This is a genomic window from Paenibacillus sp. GQ49 (assembly GCF_059759055.1).
On sequence record NZ_JCAXEL010000019.1, the window covers coordinates 47725 to 60040 of the forward strand.

At 44.1% G+C, this 12316-nt stretch carries 11 protein-coding genes; 8 read left to right on the forward strand and 3 right to left on the reverse strand.

Features of this window, described 5'->3' with window-relative positions; genetic code table 11:
• Positions 1 to 72: 72 nt before the first annotated feature.
• The 4 genes from AC6CIF_RS25155 to AC6CIF_RS25170 are packed head-to-tail and all read left to right on the forward strand — an operon-like array spanning position 73 to position 3758.
• Complete coding sequence (locus AC6CIF_RS25155; protein WP_498201986.1) at positions 73 to 780, forward strand: response regulator transcription factor; 708 nt, start codon at positions 73 to 75, stop codon at positions 778 to 780.
• Positions 758 to 2215: a sensor histidine kinase gene (locus AC6CIF_RS25160; RefSeq protein ID WP_498201987.1), complete on the forward strand. Its 1458-nt coding sequence runs from the start codon at positions 758 to 760 to the stop codon at positions 2213 to 2215. Before AC6CIF_RS25155 ends, AC6CIF_RS25160 begins: the two co-directional genes overlap by 23 nt.
• 35 nt (positions 2216 to 2250) lie before the next feature.
• On the forward strand, positions 2251 to 3330 hold the full coding sequence (locus AC6CIF_RS25165; protein ID WP_047842724.1) for an AI-2E family transporter: 1080 nt from the start codon (positions 2251 to 2253) through the stop codon (positions 3328 to 3330).
• 29 nt (positions 3331 to 3359) lie between these two features.
• Positions 3360 to 3758 (forward strand): Asp23/Gls24 family envelope stress response protein, encoded by a 399-nt coding sequence (locus tag AC6CIF_RS25170; protein ID WP_047842725.1) that lies wholly within the window; start codon positions 3360 to 3362, stop codon positions 3756 to 3758.
• Between the two features lie 69 nt (positions 3759 to 3827).
• On the opposite strand, the gene AC6CIF_RS25175 is transcribed toward AC6CIF_RS25170, so the two are convergent.
• A complete protein-coding gene (locus AC6CIF_RS25175) occupies positions 3828 to 4673 on the reverse strand; it encodes an AraC family ligand binding domain-containing protein (RefSeq protein ID WP_498201988.1) in 846 nt (281 codons plus the stop codon).
• Between the two features lie 201 nt (positions 4674 to 4874).
• Here AC6CIF_RS25175 and AC6CIF_RS25180 point away from each other — a divergent pair, with 201 nt between their 5' ends.
• The 3 genes from AC6CIF_RS25180 (at position 4875) to AC6CIF_RS25190 (ending at position 9224) form a co-directional block, all read left to right on the forward strand.
• A complete protein-coding gene (locus AC6CIF_RS25180) occupies positions 4875 to 5879 on the forward strand; it encodes an aldo/keto reductase (protein WP_074094841.1) in 1005 nt (334 codons plus the stop codon).
• Positions 5880 to 6145: 266 nt separating this feature from the next.
• Entirely contained in the window at positions 6146 to 7738 is a 1593-nt protein-coding gene (gene mbcS, locus AC6CIF_RS25185; RefSeq protein ID WP_498201990.1) for an acyl-CoA synthetase MbcS, read from the forward strand.
• A 241-nt stretch (positions 7739 to 7979) separates the two neighbouring features.
• The gene (locus AC6CIF_RS25190) at positions 7980 to 9224 is read left to right on the forward strand and encodes an aminopeptidase (protein ID WP_036608587.1); all 1245 of its coding nucleotides are present in this window, start codon (positions 7980 to 7982) and stop codon (positions 9222 to 9224) included.
• 316 nt (positions 9225 to 9540) lie between these two features.
• Here the strand turns inward: AC6CIF_RS25190 and AC6CIF_RS25195 are convergent, their stop codons facing one another.
• Positions 9541 to 9999 carry an AraC family transcriptional regulator gene (locus AC6CIF_RS25195; RefSeq protein WP_498201991.1) on the reverse strand — a complete coding sequence of 153 codons (459 nt, stop codon included), beginning with the start codon at positions 9997 to 9999 and terminating at the stop codon, positions 9541 to 9543.
• A gap of 166 nt (positions 10000 to 10165) precedes the next feature.
• Here AC6CIF_RS25195 and AC6CIF_RS25200 point away from each other — a divergent pair, with 166 nt between their 5' ends.
• Positions 10166 to 11326 (forward strand): leucine-rich repeat domain-containing protein, encoded by a 1161-nt coding sequence (locus AC6CIF_RS25200; protein ID WP_498201992.1) that lies wholly within the window; start codon positions 10166 to 10168, stop codon positions 11324 to 11326.
• 231 nt (positions 11327 to 11557) lie between these two features.
• On the opposite strand, the gene AC6CIF_RS25205 is transcribed toward AC6CIF_RS25200, so the two are convergent.
• A complete protein-coding gene (locus AC6CIF_RS25205) occupies positions 11558 to 12190 on the reverse strand; it encodes a nitroreductase family protein (RefSeq protein ID WP_498201993.1) in 633 nt (210 codons plus the stop codon).
• Between the last annotated feature and the right edge of the window lie 126 nt (positions 12191 to 12316).

Sequence of the window (12316 nt, forward strand, 5' to 3'; positions counted from 1 at the left end):
TTGAATTAAGAGACGTAGTATATAGTAATAATGTAGAGATAGGCATAGAGTATAGGAAATGAGAGGAATAACATGAGATACACCGTATTAATTGCAGATGACGAACCAGAGATTGTTGAACTGCTTCAACTATATCTGGAGAAGGACTATACCATTAAAACTGCGGTGAATGGAGCCGAGGCATTACAAACCATACGTTCAACACAGATCGATCTGGTCATACTGGACATCATGATGCCTGTAATGGATGGATTGCAGTTGATCAAACAGATTAGAGCCACGCATCACATGCCTGTACTGTTTCTATCCGCTAAAAGTCAGGATCACGATAAAATCCTTGGGCTTGGACTTGGGGCAGATGATTATATAGCGAAGCCATTCAACCCGCTTGAGATTGTCGCCAGAGTAGAGGCGTTGCTTAGAAGAGTCAATCATTTTGATGCAGCGGAGATCCCCGCAGCGAAAGAACAGAATCTGGTATTAGGTGATCTGACGCTGGATCGATCCCAATGTATCCTTTTTCGTTCAGGAACACCTGTAACATTGACCTCTACAGAGTATAAAATTATGGAATTGTTGCTCTATCAACCTGGCCGAGTGTTCACCCGTAAAAAAATATACGAAGCCGTTTGGGGCGACTATTATGCGCACGAGGACAGCACGATTATGGTACATATCAGCAACATACGGGAGAAGATCGAGCGTGACTCCAGACAACCGGAATATCTCAAAACGATAAGGGGACTGGGATACAAAATTGAAGCGCCCATGGAAAGCTAGAGAAAAGCGACTGTTGCAGACATCCCTGACACTGGATTTCTTGCTGTTCAACTTCTTTTTGCTGTTACTGGTATTGATTGTGTACCTTATGGTTTCACTTGATGTCGTGGATTTTCGCATTTCGGATCAGATGGTTGATCCGGATCTGAATGTTGAAGCCCACGTATATGTGGAAGAGCTGGAGAACGAATTTTACTCCGGTGGAGGTTCGGTGGCGAAAGGCAAAGACACAGAGATTCAACGTCTCAAGGACAGCGGCGGCTGGATTGAAATTCTGGATGCGAATCGCAATGTCATTCGTCATGTGGGAGACAAGCAAGATGCTTACACGCAATACAGTGAAGCCGATCTGTATGATGGACTGGAAAATCGGAGTGACCAGGAATACTATTATTCGATCACTCCTCTCTCGACAGAAGGAGCGGCAGCGTATGTATTGCTCAAAATCCCGCGTGATCTGGTTAGCGTGCGAATTAACGATAATCAGTTGATTACCAATCTGAAACATCCATTATCCTTTTACATTATGATTGGCATCGGTTTGGTTTTATTGTTGATCTTTGTCTATAGCTATTGGGTCGCACGGAGAATCAAAAAACCACTCAGTATCCTCTCCTCGGGTCTTACGCAGATGATACAAGGAAATTATAGTACACGGATGTCGATATCAGCCGAGAGGGAATTTGTCCAGATAGGTGAGACCTTTAACTACATGGCGGACGTCATTGAGAACACCTCTGCGGAGAAACGTTACGCCGAAGAGAGCAAACAGCGACTGATTGTAGACTTATCACATGATCTGAAGACACCGATAACATCTATACAGGGATATGCGCAGGCATTGGTGGAAGGACGTGGAGAGGACAAGGACAGGCAGCAAAGATATCTGGGATACATCTATAACAAGTCTGTTCAAGTTGCACGCATGATACAGAATATGCTGGAGCTGCTCAAGGTGGATTCGCCCGATTTTCGCATGCATATTCAGAGAAGAGAGATTGGAGAATTCCTGCGCGAGATTATGGCAGATACCTATGGGGAGATTGAACAGAAACAGTTTGTCCTTCATGTACTTGTTCCTGATGAGGTGATCTACGCGAGGTATGATCCGGAGCTGTTATCCAGAGTCATTCAGAATCTGATTACCAATGCTCTGTCTTATAATCCAATCGGGACCGAACTGCGCGTCGAACTCATTCCGCTTCATACCCATGTGGTGATAGAGGTGGCAGATAACGGAGTGGGCATACCTCAAGAACTATGGTCAACGATCTTTGACCCGTTTGTACGAGGGGATGAGGCACGGACAGCGACCGGAGGCACCGGACTTGGTTTGTCCATCGCACGACGTAATACGGAGAAAATGGGCGGAAGGCTGATCCTTTCCCGGCGTGGGCGAGAAACCACCGTGTTTAGCATTGAGATTCCAAATTAAATAAGAGAAGAAATGTCCATGTGGGGGGAAATATTTTGTTCAAAGTAAATACGTTTGTCCGGTTCAGTATTGCACTGGCGCTGATATTGGTTAATATCTATTTATTATCACGTGTAAGCTTCATCTTTCAGCCGCTCGTCACCATGATCACGGTCATTACCGTGCCGATGATGTTGTCGGTGTTCTTTTATTATCTGCTAAGGCCGCTTGTGAATTATATGGAGAAAAAGAAAATAAATCGCACGCTAAGTATTTTGCTAATCTATCTGGTTATTGCTATTCTGGGAGTGTTCTTCATCATTGGTTTATGGCCATCGTTACGTGAGCAACTGATCAATCTGGTTGATAACGCACCAAGTCTAATTAATTCATTAAGTGAACAGCTGAGAGAGCTGGAGCAAAATGGAGCCATTCAGGCCTTGTTCCCTGAGGGCTCGACACCTTTCTCCCAGATCACGGAGTATATCAACAAAGGATTTAACTTTGTAACCAACTATGTAAGTGGATTTTTCTCACTTGTTTCCAGTTTTGCGATCATCTTGTTTACACTACCGATCCTTTTGTTCTATATGCTGTTACAAGGCGAGAAATTTGGTCGTAAATTGGCACATATCGCTCCAAAACGTTTCCAAAATGACAGCCGTGATGTTGTAATTGAGATTGATCAGGCGTTGAGTGGTTTTATTGTGGGAAGAGTTTTGGTGAATCTGGCGCTGGGTGTACTGATGTATATCGGTTTCTTGATTATTGGACTGCCGTACGCATTACTGCTCACGGTAATTGCGGTCATCATGAATTTTGTTCCGTTTATCGGAGCGATTGTGTCGTCCGTGCCTATTGTGATCATGGGTCTCGTGGTATCACCATCGGTTGCCATCTGGTCCCTGATTATTATTCTTGTCGCTCAGCAGATTCAGGACAACCTGGTTGCACCGTACGTATTCGGCAAAAAGCTGGACATTCACCCGCTTACGACCATCATTCTGGTGTTGGGTGCAGGCGACTTGGGTGGAATTATTGCTATCCTGATTATTATCCCGGTTTATATGATCGTTAAAATTCTTTTGGTTCGAATCTATAACATGTTCTTCAAGGACAAATGGCAGAATGCTTAGAATTTAAATTATTCGAAGGAGTGGAGCACATGTCTGAAATTATCGAAAAACAATACAATGAACCTGAATATATCGCACCTCAATCTGTTCAAATGGGTACCATTCATATCTCGAATGATGTGTTGTCCAAGATCGTGGGGATGGCCGCTCAATCAACGGCTGGTGTATCCTCCATGTCCGTTGGACTGACTGAAGGGATTGCCAAGAGTATCAGCGGCAAGAGTCTGCAAAAAGGGATTGACGTACACGTCAAAGACGATCAGGCAACCATCCAGCTGCGCATCAACATTCAATATGGCAACAAGATGCACGAGGTTTGCCGTGAACTTCAACATAATGTTCAACAGGCTGTAGAACAATTAGCCGGCGTTATGGTAGATGAAATCAAAGTGCAAGTTGTTGGCATATCCATGCCGGAGACGGTATAAACCAATGAAAAGAATGTAAGGAATCACGTCTGTAAGGATAAACGATTGGCAAAAACAGCACCTTCCCAATTAACAACTTAATTGGGAGGGTGCTGTTTTATGTTTGCGGTAGTAGGTAGGCGCTTCGCCCATCACTTTTTTGAACATTTTGGAGAAGAGCAATTGATCGGTGTAGCCCACAGAACGAGCAATATCGCCAATGGTCAGACCTGGATCAAGCGTCAGTTCGGCTGCCCTGCGCATCCGGTAATGGACCAGATAAGATTGGATGTTGCTTCCCATCTGATCCTTGAAGAGAGAGCATAGGTAACTGCGCTGCAAACCGACATGGGCCGCGATGGATTGAACGGTAATGGCATTGGCATAGTTCATTTCAATGAAGTCCATTACCTGCGTTACGTACGTTTCCTTCGAATAATCCGGCATGGGTTGAAGATGCTCTGAATTAGCCTGATCAATCAAAATAGAGAAGAATTGATACAGCAAACCAGTCATGCTAATCTCCCAGCCTTTGTGGGTATTGCGGGAATTGATCATTCGGTGCAGGCAGGATCGCATCTCGTCATCCTCATTGCCCAGCTCAAAAATCGGGTGATGCTCTGACAGACAAGCCTGCTGTAAAAAGGATGGACTGTTGCTGCCTTGAAAAGCAACCCAGCTGTATTCCCAGGGGTCATCCTGATCTGCTTGGTAATGAACAACAGAATGCGGAACGATTAGAAAACCTTGACCTTTGTACAGGTTGTACGTTTTGCCTCCCACTTCGAAGGTGCCTTTGCCATTCAAGATATAATGAATTTTGTAATAGTCTCTCATGGCAGGGCCAAAGTGGTGACCCGGTGTACAAGCTTCCGTGCCATAATGAAGGAGCTGCAACTCCTGAAAATGATTGTTCTTGAACATATACGTAATCAAGGGTATTCACTCCTGTACGATTTCGTCTCATCTTGCATTTTAACATACTAAATAGCTAAAAAGATTAATTATTTAACATTAGTATATATAGATAACAATCATTATTCCATATGTTCAAAGTGAAATGCCATATCGTTTATCCAGGAAAATGTCTAAGATGAAAAGGAATTCAACAAACCTTACAGGAAAGTGAGAATAACGATGCCCTATACTGCGAGTGAACAACGATATGATGAGATGAAATATGTACGTTCCGGCAAATCCGGAATCAGATTGCCGCAAATTGCGCTGGGTTTATGGCAGAACTTTGGTGGCAACCGCACATTGGATATTCAGGAAGAGATGATTTTGCGTGCCTTTGACCTCGGAATTAACCATTTCGATCTGGCGAATAACTATGGTCCACCTCCAGGATCAGCGGAAGAGAACTTTGGCGTGATTTACAAAAAACATCTGCGTCCTTACCGGGATGAACTGCTCATCTCCTCGAAGGCAGGTTACCATATGTGGAATGGACCTTACGGCGAGTGGGGCTCCCGCAAAAACCTGATTGCCAGTCTCGATCAAAGTCTTGGTCGGATGGGACTGGATTATGTAGACATTTTCTATCATCACCGTCCAGATCCGGACACGCCATTGGAAGAAACGATGACGGCGCTGGATCATATCGTACGGCAAGGTAAAGCTCTGTATGTGGGCTTGTCCAATTATAATGCAGAACAGACGCAAGAAGCGGTAACCATTCTGCGTCGTCTGGGTACGCCATGTCTGGTTCATCAGCCAAACTACTCGATGTTGAATCGCTGGATTGAAGACGGGCTACAAGACGTACTGGATGAGCAAGGCGTAGGTTCCATTGCATTCTGTCCACTCGGCCGCGGTCAGTTAACGAATAAATATGTCGACAAAATTAAGGAAGAACGAGCCAATCCAACAGGCAATTTGAAAAAAGAAGCTTACACAGACGAACGGATTGCCAAGTTCGATGCACTTCAGGCGGTTGCTGAACGAAGAGGTCAGACAATCTCTCAACTGGCTCTGAACTGGATTTTGCGTGGTAACCGTGTAACCTCTGCACTGATTGGTGCAAGCCGTGTGTCCCAGATTGAAGAAAACGTGGCTGCGCTCAGCGCACCGGATCTGACAACGGAAGAGTTGAATGAGATCGAAAGCATTTTGGACGGAATGGGTAATTATCCGTGGTAAAATACACAGTATAGCAGTGTGAAAATTATAGTTAGGTAAAACTAATGTAATATAAATGAAGAATGAAATGGCGCCTTCCTGATATCCAGGGTAGGTGCCATTTTTTTATATGTCATTTTCTTTATAGGATAAGATCTATTATAATAGTTCATTAATTGACCTGTGTTTATTTTTTCAGATTGAACCTAGTTCATAGCACCTGGTCCTAGGATTTAGGGTATAATATATAGAAGCTTTACATTTGAACTACGAAGGAGAGGCTCCATTTGAACTTTGAACAGTGGATTTCGCCTGAAAGCTATAACCTGACATCCGAGATGGAGAATCATCCATCAGAGCGGATTGCACTTAGATGGCTCAGCGATCAACGAGAGGTGGAAGAGATCACGTATGGTGATTTGTTCAAGCAGGCGAATCGTCTTGCTGGAGGTCTGCGTGAACTTGGATTAGAGAAGGGTGATCGGGTGTTGGTCATGGTACCACGCCGTATTATTGCCTACGTCATTTATATTGCTTGTCTGAAATTGGGAATTGCCGTTATTCCTTCCTCCGAGATGTTACGGGCAAAAGATCTGGAATATCGTCTGCGTCACTCTGAGGCGCGGGCTGTTATTGTATGGTCCGAGACGACCTCGGAAGTGGAAAAGATGGACGCGGATCTGCCGTCACTGGCACATCGCATCGTGGCATCACCGAATGGAGAAGTTAGCGTACCTGCTGAAGCTTGGGTGAATGTGCACCAGTTAATGCAGAATCAACCCGAAGAGATGGTTGCGGTGGAGACTCATCGTGATGATACGGCTATTCTTGCTTATACATCGGGTACAACTGGTAATCCCAAAGGAGTTGTACATAGCCACGGTTGGGGATATGCCCATCTGCGGATCGCTTCTTCATTATGGCTGGATATTCAACCTTCAGATACCGTATGGGCAACGGCTGCACCTGGCTGGCAAAAATGGATCTGGAGCCCGTTCCTGTCGGTACTCGGAAGAGGCGCGACTGGACTGGTCTACAATGGATCATTCCAGCCCAAGCGTTACTTGGAACTGATGCAGGAACATCAAATTAATGTCCTTTGCTGTACACCAACGGAATATCGGTTGATGGCCAAAGCCGATGATCTTGGACATTATGACCTGTCTCATCTGCGAAGTGCTGTTTCAGCGGGTGAACCGCTCAATCAGGAAGTCATTGAAATCTTCCAGCGTCACTTCGACCTGACTATTCGAGACGGATATGGACAGACCGAGAGCACGTTGTTAATCGGCAGTCTCAAAGATGCGCCTGTACGTATTGGCTCGATGGGTCAGTCGATTACACCTGGATTGATTGAAATTATTGATGAAGAGGGACAACCTGTGCCTGCGGGTGAAATGGGAGATATCGCGGTACACAAAGAGATGCCAGCTTTGTTCCGGTCCTATTATCAGGATGAGGGACGGAAGGAAGCGAGTCAGCGTGGCGATTATTTTGTAACAGGGGACCGTGCACGCAAAGACGAAGAAGGATACTTCTGGTTTGAAGGTCGCAGTGACGATATCATCATCAGTTCGGGTTACACGATTGGACCATTTGAAGTGGAAGAAGCACTTATGAAACACGCCAGCGTGAAGGAATGTGCGGTGGTTGCAAGTCCGGATGAGATCCGCGGCAATATTGTTAAAGCTTTTGTTGTGTTGAGAGACGATTCACTGGCTTCACCGGAACTGATGCGTGAATTGCAACACCACGTCAAAGAAATTACAGCACCTTATAAATATCCACGCAAGATCGAATTTGTTACGGATCTGCCAAAGACCAACTCTGGTAAAATCCGCCGGATCGAACTGCGCGAACAAGAAAAACGTAATGGTTAAATGAGATTAGGTAACGAATGATGGAAATTAATAGTATAAGTAGTGAAAGAGAAGGAATCGATTCTGCAGAAGCGATAGCGTTCGTATTTGTCTCCTAATTTTAACCTTTGAAAAATACGATGAAGAAAATTTGGAGACAACGACGATCTAAAGAACGATCCTTCGCTGTAACGGCCACTCAACAGAATCCAAGTCATTTGCAATCCATGTCATAATATATGAAGCAGGAGTGAACACAACTATGAGTCAATTTGAACAAACCTTTGAAAAGTCATTGGAACAATACGCAGAGCTGGTTGTTAAAGTCGGCGTGAATATCCAAAAAGGACAGGATCTGCTGGTTACTGCTCCCATTGAAACGCTTGAATTCACACGTCTCATTGTGCAAAAAGCCTATGCGGCTGGTGCAAACTATGTACAAGTGGACTTCGATGACGACAACATTACCCGCAGTCGTTTTGAACATGGTTCCAATGACAGCTTTGACTACTATCCAGCCTGGAAAGCGGATATGATGGAGAAGTTTGCGGAAGCAGGCGGCGCTACCTTGACGATCAAAGTTCCAGATCCTGAACTGTATAACGGAATTGACTCCGACAGCGTTTCCCGTGCTACCAAGGCAGCTGCACACGCACGTCGCGGATATGCCAAATACACACGCAACCATGAAATTAGCTGGTGTCTGATCAAGGCCCCAACCAAAGCTTGGGCGAACAAAGTATTTGCCGACATCCCGGAAGAAGACCGAATCAACGTGATGTGGGAAACGATCTTCAAAATGAACCGTGTAGATGGCGGAGACGCCGTACAAAATTGGAGAGAACATCTGGATACCCTGAATACCATGAGTGATCTCCTGAACAAAAAGAACTATAAGAGCCTGCATTACCGTGCGCCAGGTACAGACTTGAAAATTGAATTGGTCCACAACCACATCTGGGGTGGCGGTGGTAGCGAAAATAAACAAGGTGTATACACGGTCGCCAATATGCCGACTGAAGAAGTATTCACCATGCCTAAGCGTAGCGGAGTGAATGGTTATGTTAGTAGCACCATGCCTTTGAACCTGAACGGACAACTGGTAGACCAGATGAGAATCACATTCAAGGATGGACAGGTTGTAGCGTTTACGGCAGCATCTGGTGAAGAACATTTGAAGAACCTGTTTGCCACTGATGAAGGTGCACGTTATCTGGGTGAGGTCGCACTCGTACCACATGACTCTCCGATTTCCAACCTGAATCGTATTTTCTACAATACGGGTATCGATGAGAATGCATCCTGCCATTTGGCTGTGGGAAGTGCATATCCATTTAACATGAAAGACGGCACAACAATGTCGAACGAAGAGTTGCTGAAGCATGAGTGCAATGTGAGCTTGACTCACGTTGATTTCATGATCGGTTCCGCAGAACTGGATATCGATGGTGAGTTACAGGATGGTACAATCGAGCCGGTATTCCGTAAAGGCAACTGGGCATTTTAATTTCTAATCTAGTTATATAAATTGAACTAAAGATTATTTACACTGACACTACGATGACAGAATAACCTTCCAATCGCTGTTATCCCCAGAATTTTTTTGATTCCATTTTCCGAAGGGGAAAATCCGGGGATAGCGTATGCTTCCGATGCAGCTTTCTTTCAGAAAGCTTTTAGGCGAACGCTTCGCTTTTTCAGGTTTTTTCTATCCTCTCCGTTATCGTGTAAATGATTAATTCAACTTAAATAGTAGCAGTATTACTGAACGAAAAAAGTGACTTCAACTTGAAGTCACTTTTTTCGTTTCCTCATAACATGGATTACACGGGTCTTACAGGCACACATATCTCGCAATAATGCTGATTAAGCAGGTCCCAACGATATCGTTCTATAACCGGCTTATTGTCCATCCGATAACCACTTGTTTGTAAATGAGGGATGATCACATTCCATGCCTGCTGTATAGCTTCTGCCGTATGTCTCACCTTACAGATGAGATAATCTCCGCCTGATAACTCGCCAATCTCAACAAACTCATCTTCCAGACGTTCAGATTCAGTAATAAAAATACAGGCATCATATCTACATTTTTCGGGCGGTGTGGTAGTTGGGTCATCTTGTGGAATACCGAATAAAATTGCTGCTTCATTAAGCAGTTGTTTTTTGTCTGCCCATTGTTTCAGCGTATTCATCGCTTGAGCATTGGCAGGCCCGTACGGACCGACTTGTCGAACATAGGCGATACGATATGACGGGAGGTTTTCGATAACCATTTCCATGAAAATCTTCCTCTCTGTACGATTTCTCTTACATGTTGGATGCTAACATGGTATAAAAGAATTTGCTTAGGTAATTGTTGAATCCCGGCGACGAAACTCATAGAATAATGGTAATATGTTGGAAGACTGTTCCAATAGAGCAAAACGAGAGGGGGAGGTGTCATACATGGATATTACTTATGCCTTCACGGATGAACGTTTCAGGCAAGTTGTGTTGGATCGTTTTTGTGATCAGCGGGATTTCATTCAGGAGAGTGACGTTTGTGAGGTTGAGATATTAGAACTTTCCAATCACAATATTAGCAATCTTAATGGAATCGAGTATTTCAGGGGTCTTCAAGAGTTGGATTGTGCCTATAATCAATTGACCGGTCTGGATCTTACTCAGAATCACAAGCTGAGGACGTTACGTTGCAGAGAGAATCAGCTTCTTACACTGGACCTCAGTTCCAATTCGGAATTGCAAGTGCTGGACTGCAGCTTTAATCGACTTCGAAAATTAGATCTTTCTCATAATTCCAGACTTGTAATGGTGGAGTGTCATTGGAATATGTTGTCGGAGATGGCTACGGAGCCCCTTGAGCAGTTGGAGGAACTTAGTTGCAGTTACAACGCTCTTTTCTCACTTGAATTTGAACACAATAAGCAACTGCGGCGACTGGATTGCGCCAACAATTCCATGTTGGAACTTGATGTAACAGGTTGTCCAAACTTGATTGAACTTCGTTGTAACCACAACCATATCAAACAGTTGGATTTTCGTTCAAATATGGTTTTAGAGAGTGTCCGTTGTTTTAACAACCATATTAGCAAGCTGGATATTCGTCATAACGTACAACTAAAAGAGTTGTACTGTTCCGAGAACAAATTGACCGAGTTGGATTATAGCGCTAATCCCAAGCTGGAAAGACTGCAGTATGCAGATAATCTAATGTTTGAATCCAATCATGAAGTTCCGGGTATGGGGTTGTTTCAATATGACGCATCGATGTCCAACTATCAGATGAGCTTACTTATTCAGGATAAAGAACTGGTAGTCACTGCACAGGTTTCAACCAAGACAGAGATGGAAGCCTTATCCCCATATATGGAAGAGACGTGGAAACGGTGGGACATGCTTGGTGAACAGGCGCTTAGAACCATTGCCGAGGCTCATCCAGACGAAGATATCAATGAATTGATTTTGGCTGATGCAGAATTTCAGGGAGATCAATATTTCCGATTGGGTTATGATGCGGGGGATACACCTGCTGGTCGACTGTACATATATGCGGAGTTTGACGATGAATTTCACATGTTGGATACGTTGATTTATGAAACGTATTAAAGCCACGAGATCGTGGCTTTTTTGCTGTGTTGAACTAAAGATTATTTACACTGACACTACGATGACAGAACAACCTTCCAATCGCTGTTATCCCCAGATTTTAATTCCATTCCTTTTCTAAAGGGGAAAATCCGGGGATAAAGGCGCACGCTTCGCTTTTTCAGGTTTTTTCTGTCCTCTCCGTTATAGTGTAAATGTTAGTTCAACTTATATAATTTGTTATATTATATGTTATTCAGCGTGCATTTTGTTGAAGCTAACATATTCGTTAATCGGTTTACGGTAACCGCGTGGGCGCTGTTTGGCTTCCGACTTTTTACCGATGGTGATCAGCATAACGGGTACGTAATGGTTAGGGATTTCCAGACTCCGTTGCAGTTCTTCCGAGTCAAAGCCAATCATTGGACAAGTGTCCCAACCGCGATCCTGAGCGATCAACATCAATTGCATGGCAGACAGGCTGGCATTGCGAATCGCATCCTCACGTTGGAAGAATCTGCCGCGAGATTCGTAAAATTCGGTGACACTTTGGGATTCCTGCTCGTATTGGAATGGAGTGAGTGCGCCCAGGTTCAGCAAACCTTCGTTAATCGTGCGGATATGATGATGCGCGTTGACGTCGCCCAATACCACGATGACCGCAGAAGCTGTTTTTACCTTATATTGCTGGGAAGCTTCATAGACTTTCTCTTTCTGTTCCTCGTCTTTAATCACAAGATAGTGCGTGTGTTGCAGGTTAAAGGCAGATGGTGAAAATTTGTTCAGGGCAAACATTTCTTGCAGTTCCGAATCCGAAATTTCAATTCCTTCTTCAAAAATAACGGCCGATCTACGGTTTTTGACTACATTCTCCAACTCACTCATGGTAGTTTCCCTCGCTTATGTATGATTTATAAACTGACTATAACACACTTAGTTACTTTATGTAAGTATTATTTTAGAATAAGACAAGGATTGTCTGCCATACGCTAAAATAAAACACTAGAGGTG

Excerpts from the sequence above, each read along its gene's own strand:
- AC6CIF_RS25155 (WP_498201986.1), top strand. The coding sequence starts at position 73 with ATGAGATACACCGTATTAATTGCAGATGACGAACCAGAGATTGTTGAA.
- AC6CIF_RS25170 (WP_047842725.1), top strand. The coding sequence starts at position 3,360 with ATGTCTGAAATTATCGAAAAACAATACAATGAACCTGAATATATCGCA.
- AC6CIF_RS25180 (WP_074094841.1), top strand. The coding sequence starts at position 4,875 with ATGCCCTATACTGCGAGTGAACAACGATATGATGAGATGAAATATGTA.
- AC6CIF_RS25190 (WP_036608587.1), top strand. The coding sequence starts at position 7,980 with ATGAGTCAATTTGAACAAACCTTTGAAAAGTCATTGGAACAATACGCA.
- AC6CIF_RS25195 (WP_498201991.1), bottom strand. The coding sequence starts at position 9,999 with ATGGAAATGGTTATCGAAAACCTCCCGTCATATCGTATCGCCTATGTT.
- AC6CIF_RS25200 (WP_498201992.1), top strand. The coding sequence starts at position 10,166 with ATGGATATTACTTATGCCTTCACGGATGAACGTTTCAGGCAAGTTGTG.
- AC6CIF_RS25205 (WP_498201993.1), bottom strand. The coding sequence starts at position 12,190 with ATGAGTGAGTTGGAGAATGTAGTCAAAAACCGTAGATCGGCCGTTATT.